This window comes from Noviherbaspirillum sp. (assembly GCF_035627455.1).
Taxonomy (GTDB): Bacteria; Pseudomonadota; Gammaproteobacteria; order Burkholderiales; family Burkholderiaceae_D; genus Noviherbaspirillum.
In genome coordinates this window covers 23,947-41,696 of record NZ_DASPLS010000060.1, presented here as the reverse complement: position 1 = coordinate 41,696, position 17,750 = coordinate 23,947, and the positions used below count along the sequence as shown (strand labels likewise).

Annotated in this window: 15 protein-coding genes; 12 read left to right on the top strand and 3 right to left on the bottom strand. The window is 64.9% G+C overall.

The genetic code is table 11. The features are described 5' to 3' along the window. Positions 1 to 440 precede the first annotated feature (440 nt). The 10 genes from VEC01_RS11225 to tatA all read left to right on the top strand — a co-directional run bounded on the left by VEC01_RS11225 (position 441) and on the right by tatA (position 11,081). Positions 441 to 671 (top strand): hypothetical protein, encoded by a 231-nt coding sequence (locus tag VEC01_RS11225; protein ID WP_324900908.1) that lies wholly within the window; start codon positions 441 to 443, stop codon positions 669 to 671. A 634-nt stretch (positions 672 to 1,305) separates the two neighbouring features. Further along, positions 1,306 to 3,243 carry a TAT-dependent nitrous-oxide reductase gene (gene nosZ, locus VEC01_RS11220; protein WP_324900907.1) on the top strand — a complete coding sequence of 646 codons (1,938 nt, stop codon included), beginning with the start codon at positions 1,306 to 1,308 and terminating at the stop codon, positions 3,241 to 3,243. Positions 3,244 to 3,433: 190 nt separating this feature from the next. Continuing rightward, a complete protein-coding gene (locus VEC01_RS11215; protein WP_324900906.1) occupies positions 3,434 to 5,659 on the top strand; it encodes a 4Fe-4S binding protein in 2,226 nt (741 codons plus the stop codon). 32 nt (positions 5,660 to 5,691) lie between these two features. Then, the gene (locus VEC01_RS11210) at positions 5,692 to 6,957 is read left to right on the top strand and encodes a nitrous oxide reductase family maturation protein NosD (RefSeq protein WP_324900905.1); all 1,266 of its coding nucleotides are present in this window, start codon (positions 5,692 to 5,694) and stop codon (positions 6,955 to 6,957) included. Continuing rightward, positions 6,929 to 7,846, top strand: a complete 918-nt coding sequence (locus VEC01_RS11205; RefSeq protein WP_324900904.1) for an ABC transporter ATP-binding protein — start codon at positions 6,929 to 6,931, stop codon at positions 7,844 to 7,846. Before VEC01_RS11210 ends, VEC01_RS11205 begins: the two co-directional genes overlap by 29 nt. Next, positions 7,839 to 8,663, top strand: a complete 825-nt coding sequence (locus VEC01_RS11200; RefSeq protein ID WP_324900903.1) for an ABC transporter permease — start codon at positions 7,839 to 7,841, stop codon at positions 8,661 to 8,663. Before VEC01_RS11205 ends, VEC01_RS11200 begins: the two co-directional genes overlap by 8 nt. Then, positions 8,660 to 9,160 (top strand): nitrous oxide reductase accessory protein NosL, encoded by a 501-nt coding sequence (locus VEC01_RS11195; RefSeq protein ID WP_324900902.1) that lies wholly within the window; start codon positions 8,660 to 8,662, stop codon positions 9,158 to 9,160. The genes VEC01_RS11200 and VEC01_RS11195 overlap by 4 nt, the downstream gene beginning before the upstream one ends. 2 nt (positions 9,161 to 9,162) lie before the next feature. After that, the gene (locus VEC01_RS11190) at positions 9,163 to 9,816 is read left to right on the top strand and encodes a hypothetical protein (RefSeq protein ID WP_324900901.1); all 654 of its coding nucleotides are present in this window, start codon (positions 9,163 to 9,165) and stop codon (positions 9,814 to 9,816) included. A gap of 14 nt (positions 9,817 to 9,830) precedes the next feature. After that, the gene (locus VEC01_RS11185; RefSeq protein WP_324900900.1) at positions 9,831 to 10,856 is read left to right on the top strand and encodes an FAD:protein FMN transferase; all 1,026 of its coding nucleotides are present in this window, start codon (positions 9,831 to 9,833) and stop codon (positions 10,854 to 10,856) included. Between the two features lie 60 nt (positions 10,857 to 10,916). Beyond that, positions 10,917 to 11,081, top strand: coding sequence for a Sec-independent protein translocase subunit TatA (gene tatA, locus VEC01_RS11180; protein WP_324900967.1), 165 nt, complete (start codon positions 10,917 to 10,919; stop codon positions 11,079 to 11,081). 50 nt (positions 11,082 to 11,131) lie between these two features. Here tatA and VEC01_RS11175 read toward each other — a convergent pair whose 3' ends face one another. The 3 genes from VEC01_RS11175 to VEC01_RS11165 all read right to left on the bottom strand — a co-directional run bounded on the left by VEC01_RS11175 (position 11,132) and on the right by VEC01_RS11165 (position 14,259). After that, positions 11,132 to 12,184 carry a saccharopine dehydrogenase family protein gene (locus VEC01_RS11175; RefSeq protein WP_324900899.1) on the bottom strand — a complete coding sequence of 351 codons (1,053 nt, stop codon included), beginning with the start codon at positions 12,182 to 12,184 and terminating at the stop codon, positions 11,132 to 11,134. Between the two features lie 77 nt (positions 12,185 to 12,261). Continuing rightward, positions 12,262 to 13,101: an SDR family oxidoreductase gene (locus VEC01_RS11170; RefSeq protein ID WP_324900898.1), complete on the bottom strand. Its 840-nt coding sequence runs from the start codon at positions 13,099 to 13,101 to the stop codon at positions 12,262 to 12,264. Positions 13,102 to 13,197: 96 nt separating this feature from the next. Beyond that, positions 13,198 to 14,259 (bottom strand): AraC family transcriptional regulator, encoded by a 1,062-nt coding sequence (locus tag VEC01_RS11165; RefSeq protein ID WP_324900897.1) that lies wholly within the window; start codon positions 14,257 to 14,259, stop codon positions 13,198 to 13,200. A 211-nt stretch (positions 14,260 to 14,470) separates the two neighbouring features. Here VEC01_RS11165 and VEC01_RS11160 point away from each other — a divergent pair, with 211 nt between their 5' ends. Then, positions 14,471 to 16,948, top strand: coding sequence for an alpha/beta hydrolase fold domain-containing protein (locus VEC01_RS11160; RefSeq protein ID WP_324900896.1), 2,478 nt, complete (start codon positions 14,471 to 14,473; stop codon positions 16,946 to 16,948). Then, positions 16,945 to 17,736: an SDR family oxidoreductase gene (locus VEC01_RS11155; protein ID WP_324900895.1), complete on the top strand. Its 792-nt coding sequence runs from the start codon at positions 16,945 to 16,947 to the stop codon at positions 17,734 to 17,736. Before VEC01_RS11160 ends, VEC01_RS11155 begins: the two co-directional genes overlap by 4 nt. Positions 17,737 to 17,750 lie beyond the last annotated feature (14 nt).

Here is a 17,750-nt window from a genome sequence, read left to right as displayed (position 1 = left end):
GTCAGGAGTTGAGGTGGGTCATCTTCTTCAATAGAAACAATAGATTGCGTGATCTATTTAAAGTAAAAGTTTTGCATCGGCGGGGTGCGCGCCGACAGATCGCTCCTGCCGCCCGAGGTGAGCAAACATTCATTTCCGCGCGGTCGCGCTTGCACCCGGCCGCATCGGAATGAAAATCCGGCAAAAGGGAATGATCGTTCTTTTGCGGACGGGTGAAGGATCATTCGCTTCTCGCGATGGTCTGAACGCATTGCCTGACCGGCCCAGGGCAAGCATGCATTTCTGTATAGGGGGCTGTTCAGGCGCGCCGGAACGCGTAGGATGGGGGGCCTGCATACGGTTGATTACCGCTTTTGCACCCGCCGTTGAGGTACGACAGCACAGCTGCGCGCGCCACCGGCAAGAATGCCTTTGCCTGTAACGATTGCCCGGAGCCTTCCATGTGTACTGTAATTCTTCACCGCGGCATCCGTATCGTCACACTGTCCGGTGACGAGACGGTTTCAGAACATTGCAGCGATGGCGATATCGTCCTCGTGCAGGACAAGCATGGCTGGTGGACCCGCTTCGTCGGCCCCGACGGCCACACCGACAGCTATGACACCGCCTTCGACAGTTACGACAAGGCCCTGTGGACCGCGAAGGCGGCGGCGGAATTTTCCGCGGAATGAACCTGCCGGCGGCGGCCAGGTGCCGGTGCCGGTGCCGCCCTGTCGGCGTACGTGTTCGGACACTCTTGCACGCCGCCCCCGTGGCATCCTCGTACGAATCGCACCACTCGGGCTCCAATTCTGAATCCGCCTCCCCGTCGCTCCCGCGCGGGCGGGAGCTCATGGTGTAGTGGAGCCTTGGGTTGCGAATGCAGGCCGGCGGCGTTGAGGTCCGGGTTATGGGTTCCCGCCTGCGCGGGAACGACGGGGGAAATGTTGTCGTTCCCGGCGGCGGCGCCCGCATGCAGGCGTGACATCCTCGTACACCTTCGCCGCTCGGGCTTCATTCCTGCACCCGCCACACCGTCGCTCCCGCGACTCTCCTTCCCGCATTGGCAGGCATCGCACGTTACGCAACGATGGCCATGACATAAACAATTGTCAAACCCGCCTGTTCGCAATGGCCGCCGCAGCCATGTCCAGACAGCGGATTTTTTCTTTCGAAGAAAATTTTTGAACTTCCGTCCGGAAAACTTAACTTACATCATGTTTTTTTCGGGATACCCGCACGAGAATACGCGGGCGTTTCAAATCGCTGGGGAAAGAACGCTTTTCACGGCCTATCTCACTGCATCTCAAGTCGGAGTATTACTACATGGGTAAGGATAAGAAGGACCTGACCAACCAGGTCGAGCCGAAATCGGTCAACCGCCGCGGCTTTCTCGGTCGTAGCGCATTGCTGGGTCTTGCCGGCGCGGGCGTATCGCTGGGCCTGAGCGGCTGCAAGGACGAAGCGAAGCCTGCGGCAGGTGTCGCAGCGGCGGCTCCGGCACCGGCCCAGTCGCACGGCGGCGAAGTGCTGCCGGGTCAGCTGGACGAGTACTACCACTTTTCGAGCGGCGGTCACTCGGGCGAAGTGCGCGTGATCGGCCTGCCGTCCGGCCGCGAACTGCGCCGCATCCCGGTCTTCAACATCGACCCGATGGTCGGCTGGGGCATCACGAACGAATCGAAGGCCATCATCGGCACCAACCCGGATGGCAGCCTGAAGTACACCACCGGCGACACCCACCACGTGCACGGCAGCTACAAGGATGGCACCTACGACGGGCGCTGGCTGTTCGTCAACGACAAGATCCACTCCCGCGTGGCCCGCATCCGCATGGACACGATGGAAGTCGACAAGATCACCGAGCTGCCCAATGTGATGGGCTTCCACGGCATCTTCCCGGACAAGCGCGATCCGGTCGATGAAAAGATCAACTACACCACCCGCGTGTTCTGCGGCGCCGAATTCCACTGCCCGCTGCCCAACGACGGCCGCGACCTCGACGATCCGAGCAAGTGGGGCGCGCTGTTTACCTGCGTCGACGCCGAAAGCATGGAAGTGCGCTGGCAGGTTCGCGTGGACGGCAACATGGACCTGACCGCGACGTCGTACGACGGCAAGCTGGTCGCGTCCAATCAGTACAACGTCGAAAACTCGGCCGAACTCGGCGGCATGATGTCGTCCGAGCATGACGCCTGCGTGTTCCTGAACGTCGAGCGCATCGAGAAGCTGGTCAAGGAAGGCAAGTTCACCACCATCGGCAAGTCGAAGGTCCCGGTCGTCGACGGCCGCAAGGCAGCCAACAGCGATCCGAAGACCGCGGTCACCTGCTACGTCCCGGTCGGCAAGAACCCGCACGGCGTGAACGCCAGCCCGGACGGCAAGTACTTCGTCTGCGCAGGCAAGCTGTCGCCGACGGGTACGGTGATCGAACTGGCACTGGTGCAGAAGTGGTTTGCCGGCGAACTGGCCAAGGAGCGCGATGCTGTTGTCGCCGAAGTGGAACTCGGCCTCGGCCCGTTGCATACCGGCTTTGACGGCAAGGGCAATGCCTACACCTCGCTGTTCCTCGACAGCCAGGTCGTGAAGTGGAACGTGGAAAAGGCGATCGCTTTCTTCAAGGGCGACAAGTCGGTGAAGTACGTGGTCGACCGCCTCGACGTGCATTACCAGCCGGGCCACGGTTTTGCGTCCATGGGCGAGACCAAGGAAGCCGACGGCAAGTACTTCAACTCCGGCAACAAGTTCTCGAAGGACCGCTTCCTGCCGGTGGGCCCGCTGCATCCGGAAACCGAGCAGCTGATCAACATCAGCGGCGAAAAGATGGTGCTGATTTCCGATCACACCGCCTACCCGGAACCGCACGACGGCATCATCGTGCGCCGCGACGTGGTCAAGACGCGCCAGATCTACAACCTGGACGACTTCCCGAACAAGGTCACGCATGAAACCACGGGCATCGAGCGCAAGGGCAACAAGGTTCACGTGCGCATGATCTCGCAGGCACCGTCGTTCAGCCTCCCGGTCATCAAGGTGAAGAAGGGCGACGAAGTGACGCTGACCCTGACCAACCATGACAAGATCGAGGATCTGGCCCACGGTTGTGCGATCCCGAACTACAACATCAACTTCATCGTCAATCCGCAAGAGACGAAGTCGGTGACGTTCAAGGCGGACAAGCCGGGCGCGTTCTGGCTGTACTGCACACACTTCTGCCACGCGCTGCACCTTGAAATGCGCAGCCGCTTCCTGGTCGAGGCGTGATGCCGCGCGGGCTTCGGCCCGCATTGGAGCCCTTCTCCGCCGGAGAAGGGCTTCCTGCTTGCAGGGCGCCGCATACAGCCGGCGTCTTGCAACCTGATCACCATCGATGGTGCCGGTCAGCCGGGGCGATCCCCCCGGCGCGGTCCCGCTTCGCCGGTTCCGCGCGAGCGCCATCCCCAATCGTCCCTATATGAACAAGAGAATTGACCGGACCGAAGCGGGCTGGCTGGCCCGATTCCTGTTGTGCGCGACCGTCCTGATCGGGTTCCTGATCCCCGCATCGCCGGTGAGCGCCTCCACCCTCATGTACGACGCGGTGCTTTCGCAGGAACTGATGCAAGGCCCGGACCTGTGCGCGCATGCGCCTTGCGCCGATGTGCTGCCGGGCGCACAGGAATTCTCCAAGCGCAAGGGCATGCCTTCCTATGTCGAGGCATACGCGCAGGAGGGCGGCGAAAAGCGTGTTGTCGGTTATGTATTCCTTTCGACCGACATCGTTGACATCCCGGCCTATTCCGGCAAGCCGATCATCACGCTGATCGGCATGGACACGCGCGGCATCATCACGGGCGTGCGCATCCTGAAGCATTCCGAACCCATTCTGCTGGCCGGCCTTCCGGAATCGGTGCTGGTCACCTTCATCCGCCAGTACCTTGGCAAGAGCGCCGATGCCAAACTGGAAATCGGCGACGGCCGCGACGGTGTCACCGGCCTGGACGGCATCAGCGGCGCGACGGTCACCGCCATCGCAGAAAACCAGGTCATTTCCCGCAGCGCCTACGACATCGCGCGCCAGGTCGGCATCATCAAGGCGGTGCCGCGTCCGGCCGCCCGTTTCACCGCGGTCGACGAAAGGCTCGACTGGAACGCGCTGCTCAAGGAGGGAAGCATCGAGCACCTGCGCGTGGAGGCGAAGGACGTGGGCGCGCCCGAGGACGGCCAGCCCTACATCGACCTGTACTACGGCTACCTGAATGCGCCGGCCGTGGGCAAGAGCATCCTCGGCGAGCATGGCTACAAGCGCCTGATGCAAGACCTGCAAGCGCATGAACACGCGATCTTCATCGTCGCCAACGGCCAGTCCTCGTTCAAGGGCTCCGGCTTCGTACGCGGCGGCATCTACGACCGCATCCAGGTGCGCCAGGATCCGATGTCGTTCACCTTCCGCGACACCGACTACCTGAACCTGTACCAGCTGCTGCCGGCGGGCGCGCCGCAGTTCAAGGAATCCGGCATCTTCATCATCCGCTCCGCCAGCTTCAACCCGGCCTGGCCGTGGGACTTGAGCTTCCTCGCCAACAAGGCGGATGCGCAGAAGGGCACCAAGACCTTCACCCACTTCGACCGCGAATACTGGCTCCCGGCGCGCTACCTGGAAGGCGGCCGGCCGCATGTGGAACGCCCGCAGCCGGCATGGAAGGCGATCTGGAACGCCCGCCTGCTCGATATCGGATTGTTCACGCTGATCCTGGCCGCCACCGCGCTGCTGTATTCGCAACGCGACCGCCTGGTGCGCGCATCGAACCGCAAGCACAAGCCGCTGATCTCGGTGCCGCGCACCGTGCTGTGGATCGCCAGCGTCGGCTTCATCGGCTTCTACCTGAAGGCGCAACCGAGCATCACGCAGGTGATGACCTGGTTCCATTCGCTGATCCATCAATGGAAGTGGGAACTGTTTCTTTCGGACCCGTTCATATTCATATTCTGGTGGTTCATGATCGTGACGGTTGCGCTATGGGGAAGAGGACTTTTTTGCGGCTGGCTGTGCCCCTTCGGGTCGCTGCAGCACCTCGCCTACAAGCTGGGCGGCTGGCTCGGGCTCAAGCGCTTCCAGCGCCTGTTGCCGAAAGCGCTGCACGACAAGCTGAAATGGATCAAGTACGTCGTCTTCGCGGTGCTGGTGGGCGTGTCGTTCTACTCGATGGAAGCTGCGGAGACGCTTGCCGAAATCGAACCGTTCAAGACCACCTTCCTGGTCGGCATCTGGAACCGGTCCTGGCCTTTCGTCCTGTTCGTGACCGCGATACTTGGCATTTCCATCCTGAGCGAGCGCCCGTACTGCAAGTACCTGTGCCCGCTTGGGGCCGGGCTGGCGATTCCCGGCAAGTTCCGGCTGTTCGGCTTGAAGCGCAAGAGCGAGTGCCAGACCTGCCACGCCTGCGCCGCCGGCTGCGGCTCGCACGCGATCGACGCCAAGGGCAACATCGATCAGAAGGAGTGCCTGCTTTGCCTGGATTGCATGGTGATGTACTACGATGATCATGCCTGTCCGCCGCTGGTCAAGGAACGCAAGAACCGCGAGAAGCAGGGATTGCCGCTCACCCGCATCGATGCGAAGGGATACTTCGTGCCGCTGGAGAGCGTGCGCCGTCATCTGCATGACAAGGCAGCCGAGGTGGCCGCAAGGCCGGAGTGACACAATTGCCAGGTAATGGATACAGCTGGTTGGTGCGCGCACTGTCCGCGTTGGCGGCGGTGCTTGCGCTTTGCGCGAATGCCGGGGCGGCAGTGCACCGCGTCGCCCCCGGCGCATCGATCGCCGACGCGATACGCGCCGCCGCGCCGGGCGATACCGTGCGCATCGAGCACGGCGACTACGCCGAGCGGCTCGTGATCGACAAGCCGCTCACGCTGGAGGGCATCGGCCGGCCGACCGTGCGCGGCGGCTTCAGCGGCGACGTGATCCGGGTGCGGGCGGCCGACGTGACGATCCGGGGTCTGATCGTGCGCGACAGCGGAACCGACCAGACCGCCCAGAATTCCGGCATCTACCTCGAGCCTGGCTCGCACCGGGCGACCGTGCAGGATTGCGACATCGTCTACAACCTGTTCGGCGTCTGGGTGGAAAAGGCGGACGACGCGCGCGTCCAGCGCAACATCATCACCGGCCGGCGCGACCTGCAATCGACGCTGCGCGGCAACGGCGTCCAGCTTTACAACAGCGCCGGCGCGCAGGTCCTGGACAACCACATCAGCTATGCCCGCGACGGCATCTATGTTGACCTGTCGCGCAAATCGGTCTTTCGCGGCAACCGCATCCATCACCTGCGCTACGGCACCCACTACATGAACACGCACGACAGCGTGTGGGAAAACAACGAGGTCTACATGAACCGCGGCGGCCTGGCGCTGATGGAAGTCAGGCGGCTGACGGTTCGCAATAACGTCGCATGGGGCAACACCGACCACGGCATCATGCTGCGCACGATCCAGGATTCGGTTGTCGAAAACAATGTCGTCGCCGGCAACGGCCGCGGCTTCTTCATTTATGACGCCGAGTACAACACCCTGCACGCGAACCTGGTGGTGAACAACGAGGTCGGCGTCCACCTGTCGGCCGGATCGTCGAACAACAAGATCGACGGCAACGACTTCATCGGCAACCAGAACCAGGTCAAGTTCGTGGCCGCGCGGGATGTCGAATGGGGCAAGAGCCAGGGCAACTACTGGAGCAATTACAGCGGCTGGGACCAGAACGGCGACGGCAAGGGCGACGTGCCCTATGAAGCGAACGACGTGGTCGACCGCCTCAACTGGCAGTATCCGCTGCTGAAGCTGGTGCTGAGCAGTCCGTCGGTCCAGACCCTGCGCTTCGTCGCGCGCCAGTTCCCGGTGCTGCGCGCCCCGAGCGTGGTCGACAAGCATCCGCGCACGCGCCCCTTGAATCAGGATTGGAGAAAGTGGAGTGACAAGCGTCCCCATCGAGGTGAGTAAGGTCACCAAGCGTTTCGGCGACGTCCAGGCACTGGACGGCGTCGACCTGACGGTCGGACGAGGCGAAATGTTCGGCCTGATCGGCCATAACGGCGCAGGAAAGAGCACGCTCTTCAAGCTCATGCTCGGGCTGCTGCCGCCGTCCGGCGGCACGATCCGGGTATGCGGCACGCCGCTCGACGGCGCCAGCTTCCGCAGCGTGCGCCGGCGTATCGGCTACCTGCCGGAGCATTTCGTCACCTATGACAACCTGTCGGGGATCGAGGTGCTGCAGCTGTTCGCCGACCTCAAGCGCGTGCCGCGCCGCGAATGCGAGGCGGTGCTGGAGCGCGTCGGCCTGAAGGACGCCGCCAAGCGCCGCGTGCGCGGCTATTCCAAGGGCATGCGGCAGCGCCTCGGGTTCGCCCAGGTCCTGCTCGGCAATCCGGAACTCATCTTTCTGGACGAGCCGACCAACGGGCTGGACGCCGAAGGCATCCATGACTTTTACCGGATCCTGCGCGAGGTGCAGTCGCAGGGAGCGACCATCGTCATCACCTCGCACATCCTTGCCGAGATCCAGGAGCGGGTGGACCGGCTGGTGATCCTGAGCGGCGGCCGCGTCGCGGCGCAGGGCACGCTGGCCGAACTGCGCGCGCAGATGAACCTGCCTTCCACCATCGAGGTGAAGGTGGAGGCCGGCTGGGAGCAGCAGCTGCAGGCCGTGTTGTCGTCCATGCATGACCTGCGTTTCAGGATGGAGGGCGCATGCGCCCAGATCGCGGTGCCGTCGGCGCAGAAAGTGCCGGTGCTGCAGGTGCTGTCGATGCAGCAGGGCGTGCGGGACATCGCCATCCGCGAGCCCTCGCTGGAGGACGTCTTTCTTGGATACGGAGAATCGCATGCGTAATTACCTCGATCTCGGCCAGGTGCGCGTGATCGCCGGCAAGGAGTTCAGCGACCGCATCCGCAACCGCTGGGTGCTGGCGGTGGCGATCATCTTTTCGCTGTTCGCGCTGGCCATCGCCTATTTCGGCTCGGCGCAGCAGGGTTCGGTCGGATTCAAGGGCGTCGATGTCACGATCGCGAGCCTGGTCAGCCTGGTCATTTACCTGGTGCCGCTGATCGCGCTGATCCTCGGCTACGACGCCATCGTCGGCGAACGCGAACGCGGGTCGATGGACCTGCTGCTGTCGATGCCGATCACGCGCTTCGAAATCCTGCTCGGCAAGTTCCTCGGGCTGGCGGCGGCGCTCGCGGTATCCACCGCGCTCGGCTTCGGCGCCGGGCTGCTGCCGATCTCTGGCGGCGTCGAATCGAAGGACCTGTACCATTACGCCGGCTTCGTGCTGTCGGCCACGCTGATGGGCATGGCATTCCTCAGCCTGTCGATGCTGGTGTCGGTGGTTTCGACCGATCGCATCCGGGCCTCCGGCGTGGCGATCGGGCTGTGGTTCTTTTTCGTACTGATTTTCGACCTGCTGCTCACCGGCGCGCTGGTGCTCAGCGACGGCAGCCTGGGCAGCGGCGTGTTCGGCGCGCTGCTGATGCTCAATCCGGCCGACGTGTTCCGGCTGCTGAACATCTTCAGTTCCGAGCAGGTACAGAACATGTACGGCCTCGCGACCGTGATGCCGGACCGGCTGACCAGCCCGGCGGTTCTCGGCGCGGTGATGGCCGCCTGGATTGTCGTTCCCTTTTTGATTGCACGCTGGAGATTCAGATGAAATTAAGACATGGCGCCGCGGTGCTGCTGTTCGTGCTTGCCGGCTGCGGCAAGGAAATCGCGCAGGTTGCCGCGATCGAACCGGGGGCGGGTACCGCCTGCGCGCTCGACGGCATGGTGCTCAAGGATTATCCCGGCCCGAAGGCGCAGATCCATTACAAGGAAGGCGCGCCGGAATTCTTCTGCGACCTGATGGAACTGTTCACGACCCTGCTCGATCCCGAGCAAAAGCGACCGGTTGCCGGCCTGTTCGTGCAGGATATGGGCAAGACCAGCTGGGAAAAGCCGGAAGGGCAGTGGATCGACGCGAAAGCGGCGCTGTACGTGGTCGGCAGCAAAAAGCCCGGCTCCATGGGGCCGACCTACGGCTCGTTCGCGAGCGCGCAGGATGCCGAGGCGTTCGCGCAGAAGGAAGGCGGCAAGGTGCTGCGCTTCGAACAAATTACCCGCGAGATGCACAACCAGCCGGGTTCGGCGCACGACAGCAAGATGCACTAACCATGATGAACGACCTGGAAAACAGCATGGATCCGAGCGCGATGGAGGCGCTGGCGGCGAGAACACTGTACACGCTGCGCGAAACGCGCAAGGCGCTGCTGCGCCAGCACGGCGTCGCCGCCGAAGAAGAACTGCTCGACAAGATCCGGCGGGCGGAGGCGGCCGAGCATCCGACCTACGAGCACTACCTCGGCGCGAAGATCATCGAGCAGGCGCGCATGCAGCTGCGCGAAGAACTGCTCGCGCAGAGCAGGGGCGCGGCCGAGCCGGAAGTGCCCGAGCTGTCGGTGCACCTGGCGTTTCAGGCCAAACTGGAGGAACAGTACGGCGAGCGCCTGAGCGAGCCGGTGCGCATGGCGCAGGATGCGTTGCTGCTGTCTTTCGATAACGGCGTGATGATGGAGGTGCGTTACTTCAGCGCCGACGAATACTGCATACGCTGGGCATGGGGCGAGGCGGATTTCTGCATCGATACCGCGCCCGTGCATCCCGGGCTGCCTGGCGCGCCGGTGCATCTGCACCGCGACGACGGGACTACGGTCGAATGGACGATGCCGGCCGGCCCGGATTGCTGGACCAGCTTTTCCGCCTTGCTCGACATCCTGCTGGCGGACCCGCTGCTCGAAGCGCAGGCGGGACGCGACAGCAGCGCCTGAGACGATAACGCGCGATGGCACGCAAGCCTCTTCCTTTGCTCGCGCTGCTGTACGCGATGCTGGTGCTTGCACTGCTGGGCGGCTGCCAGCCGCGGGCGGTGATCCACCGGACGGAAGGAAAGGTCTTCGGCACCCGGGTCGAGGTCAGCATCTACGGCGAGCCGGAGCAACGGGCGGCGGCGCTGGCGGCGCAGGTCCTGCGCGAGTTCGACCGCCTGCACCACAAGTTCCACGCCTGGCAGCCGAGCGACCTGACCGCACTGAACGAGCGCATTGCGCGCGGGGAGGAATACGCCGCGGACCAGGAAATGGTCGATATCCTGCAGGCGGCGGCCGGGCTTGCGGAGAGTTCCGACAACCTGTTCAACCCGGCGATCGGGCGCCTGATCCGGCTCTGGGGATTCCAGTCGAGCGACATCACCGCGCAGCGGCCGGCGCCGGCGGAGATCAGGAAATGGGTGGATGCCAACCCGCGCATGTCCGACCTGCGGTTTGACGGCACGCGCATCCGGAGCGTCAACAAGGCGGTGATGCTGGACCTCGGCGGCTACGCGAAAGGCTATGCGCTCGACCGTGCCGCGCAGATCCTGCGCGGCGCCGGCGTCAAGGCGGCCTTGATCAACGTCGGCGGCAACATGCTCGCGCTCGGCCGGCCGGGCGAGCGGCCGTGGCGGGTCGGGATCAAGGATCCGCGCGGCGACGGCGCGATGGCGGCGGTCGAGCTGCATGACAATGAAGCGATCGGCACCAGCGGCGACTACCAGCGGTATTACATGCAGGACGGCAAAAGGCGTCCGCATATCATCGATCCCCGTTCCGGGGAAAGCGTGGACGTGATGGCCTCGGTCACGATCATCACCAGCGGCGGCAGCGACCCCGGCACGCGCTCGGACGGCAAGTCCAAGCCGCTGTTCCTGGCCGGTCCCGGCCAGTGGCGGGCGATGGCAGAACGCCTGGGATTGCACGAAGTGATGGTGGTCGACACGGAAGGACGGGTCGACATGACGGAAGAGATGCGCCGGCGCCTCGTGACGCCGTGAGCATGATCGGTTTTGATATGGCCGCTTATCCATGCGGCCGGCTTTAACAGGAGAGTAATGATGGGTTCGTTCAGCGTAATGCACTGGGTTATCGTGCTGATGATCGTGATGCTGGTATTCGGCACGAAAAAGATCAGCACGATCGGTTCGGATCTCGGCAAGGCGATCAAGGGCTTCAACGACGGCGTGAAGGGCGAAAGCAAAGAGGCGGACGGGCAGAAATAGGGCGGCTCCACCTCGGCGGCCCCACCTCGGCGGCCCCACCCATCCAGCTGTCAATCCAGCTCCAGCTTGCCGGAGCCGGGCAGCCGCTCGACAAGATCCGGTCCCAGCAGTTTCGCCGGCGTATAAGCGCCGCCCGGCACCGGCTGCGACAGCAGGTGCTGCGCCAGCGCGAGCGAGCCGGTGACCGTCAGCGAATAGCCGTTGGCGGTGCGGATGCGCGCCGTCCTGCGTTCCCCTCTGGCGTTTTCTGCCTCGCCCCATACGTAGGTGAGCGTGCGTTCGCGCGCCGCCTGGTCCGGCCCCTGGACGCTGCGGCCGACGCGGTGCTGGATCAGCTTTTGCAGCGGCCTCAACTTCAGCAGCGGCAGCACGAAATTCAGCCGGCGCAATGCCTTCACCGAGCGCGGCGATGCCGGGGTAAACACCTTGATGTTCGGGATGCCGGTGGTGTGGAATGCGGTCGACACATCGCCCCAAGGGATGGTCATCGCCGTCCTGGTTCCCCTGCCGAAATCGATCTGCCGGGTCTCGTAAGCCAGCGGCACGGTGACGATCCTGCCGTCCCGGCGCACGCGGCCGCCGAGCGCCAGCCCCTCCACCGAGGTTCTGGCGGTGCCGGGGGAAAAGCCCGAACTGGAATCGAAGCCGAGCGACAGCGTGACGGCATCGGGCAGCGCCGCTTTCAGCGCCGCGGCGACACAGTCGGTCGGGATGACATCGAAGCCGGCGCCCGGGCACAGAACGACGCCGGCACGCCTTGCCTCGCCATCGAGCGCATGCGCATGCTCGAACACGTCGATCTCGCCGGTAATGTCGAGATAGTGCGCCTTCGCGTCGAGGCAGGCCCGGATCATCGGCGCGCTGGTGGCCGAGAAAGGCCCCGCACAGTGCAGCACCAGGGATGCGCCTTCCAGCGCGCGCACCAGTTCCGCATGGTCGTCGAGGCCGACAATGCGGTACCCGAGACCCAGTTCCGCAGCCAGTTTTCCGATTGCTGCCCGGTTCCTGCCCGCCAGCACCGGTTTCCACTGGCGGCGTACCGCCTCGCGCGCGATCAGTTCGCCCGTGTATCCGTTGGCGCCGTAGATCAGCCATTCGTTCATGGTCTTTTACGCCTTGGGTAATATGGATGGGGAAGGCGCCCATCGACCCTGCGATCCTTTGGATTCATCCGCGCGCTCTACTGGCGGCGCAGGACGTCGACATCCAGTCCGAATTTGCGGGACAGGAAGCGGTCCAGCATGTGGGTCGGCAGCCATCGCTTGAGCATGGGCAACAAGGTGCTTTTCGGACCGATCCGGATCACCGGCGGCGGGTCCGCCGTGATCAGCCGGTCCGCGAGCCGGCGCGCGAATTCCTCGGCCGGCATCGCGTTGATCTGGGACATCATCGCCCGTTCGTGAATCTGCCGTCGAAGCGGGCGGTACAGGGAGCCGGGGGAAGGTTCCGCCGCGTGTTTTTCGGCGGCGTGCCCGAACTGCGATGCAATCCCGCCCGGCTGGACCGTGATGACCCTGATCCCGAACGGCACGAGCTCCATGCGCAGGGCATCCGACAGCAGGTTGAGCGCGGCTTTCGACGCGCAGTAGGCGCCGGCGAAGGGCGTGGCCGTCACCCCGGAAATGCTGCTGATATTGACGATGAGGGCATTGCCGGTTGCGAGCAGATTGGGCAGAAGCGCCTGCACGAGGGAGATGACCGAAAACACGTTGGTTTCGAACTGGCGCCGCAGCTCCGGCAGCGGCACGTCGAGCAGCGCGCCCATCGTGCCGTAGCCCGCATTGTTCACCAGCATGTCGAGCTTCACGTCGTCCCGCCGCAGGCGTTCGGCCAGCGCGGCCACGCTGTCCATGTCGGTCACGTCGAGCGGCACCGCGCGCATTCCACGCGCGGCCAGTTCCGCAAGCGCGTCGACCCGTCGCGCGGTCGCATAGACGAGGTAGCCGCGCCGGTGCAATTCCTCGGCCAGCGCGCGGCCGATTCCCGAGGAGCATCCGGTGATAAGGGCGGTTTTCTTCAAGATGGTCACCTTCGAGTGAAACGGAACGGGTTTGCAGTGGCTGCGGTTCCCGGGGCGCGGCGAAAACATGCGGCCGGGACCGGAGCGTAACCTGCATTATGCCGGACAGGGACCGCCGTGGCCGGGCAGGGCGCGATACCCGCCGGCTGAGCGGAACTTGCTCGGGGCCATTCCATACCAGCGCTTGAAGGCCTGCGAAAAGCTGGAGAGGTCGCTGAAACCGAGGGTCTCGGCAATGTCGGTCAGGCTGCGACTGTCGTCGCTCAGCAGCTCCGTCGCGAGCGCGCGGCGGGATTCTGCGCGTATCGCCCGGAACGTCGTGCCCTCGTCCTTCAAGCGCCGCTTCAGCGTGCGCTCGCTGGTATTCATGCGCCGCGCCAGCTGGGCCAGCGTAGGTGCGGCGTCCGCTCCGGCGCCGAGGTACTGTCCGACCAGCGCCGCGGTGCCCAGGCGCGACCTGCGGCGCTCGAGCAGCTGGCTGCACATCTGGCGGCACATCGAAAAGGTGGCCGGATCCGCCTGCGGCAAGGGCCGGCCGAGGAAGGCTCGCTCGAATGCCAGGCTGTTCGCCGCGGCGCCGAACTCCGGGCGCAGGCCGAAGATGCGCTCCAGTTCCGGGGCGAGCTTCAGCAGTTCCCCGGGCGCGCAGGCGAGCGTGAAACGGGACAGCGAAAACCCGGTCCCGGCAACCTCGCGCAGAAGCACCGCCGCGGCGGCCATGTCACGCTCCACCAGGAAGCGCCTGAGTTCGGGCGCCACCTCCGGCTCGCCGAAGCGGATGACGCCGGACTCGCCGGCCTCATGGTAGCCAATCCTGGCAAATGCATAGGTAAGGGGCAGGAAACGCAATGCCAGCGCCAGCGCATCCGCCGCGGTCGGGCTGCTGACCACGCCATAGCCCCAGATGCCATAGGTCGAAAAGTGGTAGCGCGCGCCGGCCAGGAAGCCGAGCCCCGCCGGCCGCTTCAGCAGGCGTACCAGGTTGCCGATCACCGCGAGTTCCTGCGCGGCGGACAATTCGACATTCGGGTCGACCAGCTGCGCCAGCGACAGCCTGCTGCCGGCGAGCAGCGCCGCCGGCGCAAGGCCATGTTCCTGGCCGAAGGCAACCAGCACGCGGACACTTGCCGTGCCCCGGGTGAAGTCCGCAAATGTCATATCCGTCTCCAAGTGCGTGGATGTGGCCCGAATCATAAAGTCTTTGTCCCCTGCCCATATTGATGTTGCTCTCGACGCAACTTAATATTCCTGCAAAACTTCCAATAAACGCGGCGTTGCCGCATGGCAGGAGACAAAACCATGATAGCTAGCTGCATGCCCGGCCGGTCGCGCTGCGCCGCCGACAACCCGGCCGAAACGGAGGGCGACAATGCGCCCGGTTGACTCTGCCGCCGGGGACGGCACGCTGCTGGAGGCGATCATCATCGGCGCCGGCTTTGGCGGCATCGGCATGGCCGTGAGCTTCAAGAAAGCCGGGGTCGACGATTTCATCATCCTCGAGAAGTCGGGGGAGGTCGGCGGGGTGTGGCGGGACAACAGCTATCCCGGCGCCGCCTGCGACGTTCCCTCGCATCTGTACTCGTTTTCCTTCGAGCCCAATCCCGGCTGGTCGCGCGTCTTTGCGACGCAGCCGGAAATCCACGGCTACCTGCGCCATTGCGCGGAGAAGTACCGGGTGCGCCCGCACATCCGCTTCGGCGCCGAGGTGGCGCATGCCGAGTTCGACGAGCAGCGCGCGCTGTGGCGGGTGCACCTGAGGGATGGATCGACGCTTGCCGCCCGCATGCTCATTACCGCGACCGGCCAGCTCAGCCGCCCGGCGCTGCCGAACATCGAGGGCGTGGAAAGCTTCAAGGGCCGCGCTTTCCATTCCGCGAACTGGGATCATTCCTATCCGCTGGCGGGCAAAAGGGTCGCGGTGATCGGCACCGGCGCGTCCGCCACCCAGTTCGTGCCGGCGATTGCCGACGCGGTCGGTGCGCTCACGGTATTCCAGCGCTCGCCGGCTTATATACTGCCGCGCCCGGACCGCGGTTACACCAGGCTGGAAAAGGCGATGTTCCGCCGGTTGCCATGGACGATGAAGCTGTACCGGGCGGCGATCTACGCGGTGTACGAATCGCGCGCGATCGCCTTCACCCGCTTCAAGGGATTGATGAAGCTGGCCGCGGGCATGCCGTTCCGGCGCCTGCTGTCTACGCAGGTGCCCGATGCCGCCCTGCGCGCGAAACTGCTTCCCGACTACCAGATCGGCTGCAAGCGCATCCTGCTGTCGAGCGATTACCTGGCGACCTTCAGCAAGCCGCATGTCTGTCTGGTCACCGAGCGGATCCGCCGCATCACGCCGGATGGCATCGAGACCGCGGACGGCAGGCACCACCAGGCGGATGCGATCGTGTACGGGACCGGCTTCGCCGCCACCGAGTTCCTGTCGCCGATGCGCATCAGCGGCCGTTCCGGGCAGGACCTGAACGACGCGTGGCAGGGCGGCGCGCAGGCTTACCTCGGCATCACCGTGCCCGGCTTCCCGAATTTCTTCATGCTCTACGGGCCGAACACGAATCTCGGCCATAACTCCATCGTGTACATGCTGGAGAGCCAGATCGCGCATGTGATGCGCTGCTGGCGCGCGATGAAAGAGGCGGGCGCGTCCGCGCTCGAAGTCGATGCCGCCCGTCACCGCCGCTTCAATGTGAACATCCAGCGCCGTCTGGCGGAGTCGGTCTGGAACGGCTGCAAGAGCTGGTATGTGGATGCGGCCGGGCACAACAGCACCAACTGGCCGGGATTCACCCTGACCTACCGCTGGCTCACGCGGTTTTCCGGATTGCACGCCTACCGCTTCACACGCGGCCTGCCGGGTGCAAGCGACGGGGTGGTGGTGGCGGCGCCGCCCGGCGGGCTGGAGGCATTCAAGGCAGGCATGCTGCGCGGCATGCTGAGGACCAGCTTCCGCCCCTTCATCGGCCCGCCCTGGGGCATCGGGATGCAGCGGGGCATCACCGCGATCCTGTCGCCTTTGATGCCCGGCGTGCGCAACGCCAACCGTCATCCCCGCAATGCGAACGGCGTACCGGCCGAGGTCGTGACCGCGAAAAACGGCAGCGCCGTGCGCGGCGCCATGCTTTATCTGCATGGCGGCGCCTTCTGTCTCGGCGGCACGACATCCCACCGCAGCATCACCACCAGGCTGGCGGTGGAATCAGGCATGCCGGTCTGGGTTCCGGACTACCGGCTGGCGCCGGAACATCCGTATCCGGCCGCGCTGGACGATGCGCTGGCAGCTTACGACGCGATGACCGCCGCCGGCTACCGGGCCGACGAGATCGTGGTCGCGGGCGATTCAGCCGGCGGCGCGCTGGCGCTGGCCTTGGCGCTGCGGCTGCGCGGGCGGGGCGCCGCCATGCCGGCCGGCCTGCTTCTGATATCGCCCGTCACCGACGGCACGCTGAGCGGCGCCACCATGCAATCCCTGCGCGGCAAGGACCCGATGATCCGGCAGGGCTGGCTGGAGCAGGGGCTGCGCTGGTACAACTGCCCCCGTTCCGTCGATGCGCACCGGCCGCTGGAAATCGACCTGCATGGCTTGCCGCCGATCCTGATCCAGGTGGGTGACGAGGAAGTGCTGCTCGCCGATTCCACGCGGCTGGCGGAACATGCGGCGCGCTGCGGCGTTTCCTGCCGCATCGAAGTGCATTCGGCGCGCTGGCATGTGTTCCATCTGTCGTCGTTCTACCTGCAGTCGGCGGCGGCGGCGCTGCGCAGCCTGGCGGAATTCGCCCGTGCGCGGGTGGCGTTCACGGCGGCGGCGCCGGGCACCCGGTTCATGGACGGGAAGCAGCAATGAGGCGCGCACCGGAAGCGGGACGGCGCTGCGCGTTCATCACCGGCGCAGCCACCGGTATCGGCCGGGCGGCTGCGCGCCTGTTCGTCAAACGCGGCTGGATGGTCGGCATCAGCGACGTCGATGCCCCCGCACTGGCGCGGCTGGCGGCGGAACTGGGGCCGGACAACGCGTTCGCATGCCGCCTGGATGTGGCCGATGCGCAGGAATGGGATGCCGCCCTGGCTTCCTTCTTTGGTAAGACAGGCAGGCTGGATGTGCTGGTCAACAATGCCGGGATCCTGATTTCCGGTCCGTTCGAATCCAGTCCGCTCAGCGGCCACCATGCGCTGTTGGATGTCAACATCAAGGGCATGCTGAACGGCTGTTACGTCGCGCAGCCTTACCTCGCGGGCACGCCCGGCTCGCGCATCATCAACCTGTCCTCGGCGTCGGCGATCTACGGCCAGGCGTCGCTGGCGACGTATTCGGCCACCAAGTTCGCGGTCCGCGGCCTGACCGAGGCCCTGAACGTCGAATGGCAGAAGCACGGCATCCGGGTGATGGATGTGATGCCCTTGTTCGTTCGGACCGACATGGTCAGGGACATGAATGCGAAGAGCATAAAGCGCCTCGGCGTGCGCCTGACGGCGGAGGACGTCGCCGCGACGATCTGGAAAGCCGCGATCCATGAAGGCGGATTCGGCAAGGTGCACTGGCCGGTCGGATTGCGATCGAAGCTGCTGCACGGGCTGAGCGGCCTCGGACCCGACCGCCTCAGCCGCTACATCGCGTGGCGCATTGCAAGCTGAAACCGCCGCGGCGG

Bases quoted from the DNA above. Each gene is read 5' to 3' on its own strand.
- VEC01_RS11185 (WP_324900900.1), top strand. From the start codon at position 9,831: ATGGCACGCAAGCCTCTTCCTTTGCTCGCGCTGCTGTACGCGATGCTG.
- VEC01_RS11165 (WP_324900897.1), bottom strand. From the start codon at position 14,259: ATGACATTTGCGGACTTCACCCGGGGCACGGCAAGTGTCCGCGTGCTG.
- nosZ (WP_324900907.1), top strand. From the start codon at position 1,306: ATGGGTAAGGATAAGAAGGACCTGACCAACCAGGTCGAGCCGAAATCG.
- VEC01_RS11155 (WP_324900895.1), top strand. From the start codon at position 16,945: ATGAGGCGCGCACCGGAAGCGGGACGGCGCTGCGCGTTCATCACCGGC.
- VEC01_RS11190 (WP_324900901.1), top strand. From the start codon at position 9,163: ATGATGAACGACCTGGAAAACAGCATGGATCCGAGCGCGATGGAGGCG.
- VEC01_RS11160 (WP_324900896.1), top strand. From the start codon at position 14,471: ATGCGCCCGGTTGACTCTGCCGCCGGGGACGGCACGCTGCTGGAGGCG.
- VEC01_RS11215 (WP_324900906.1), top strand. From the start codon at position 3,434: ATGAACAAGAGAATTGACCGGACCGAAGCGGGCTGGCTGGCCCGATTC.
- VEC01_RS11175 (WP_324900899.1), bottom strand. From the start codon at position 12,184: ATGAACGAATGGCTGATCTACGGCGCCAACGGATACACGGGCGAACTG.
- VEC01_RS11225 (WP_324900908.1), top strand. From the start codon at position 441: ATGTGTACTGTAATTCTTCACCGCGGCATCCGTATCGTCACACTGTCC.
- tatA (WP_324900967.1), top strand. From the start codon at position 10,917: ATGGGTTCGTTCAGCGTAATGCACTGGGTTATCGTGCTGATGATCGTG.
- VEC01_RS11200 (WP_324900903.1), top strand. From the start codon at position 7,839: ATGCGTAATTACCTCGATCTCGGCCAGGTGCGCGTGATCGCCGGCAAG.
- VEC01_RS11195 (WP_324900902.1), top strand. From the start codon at position 8,660: ATGAAATTAAGACATGGCGCCGCGGTGCTGCTGTTCGTGCTTGCCGGC.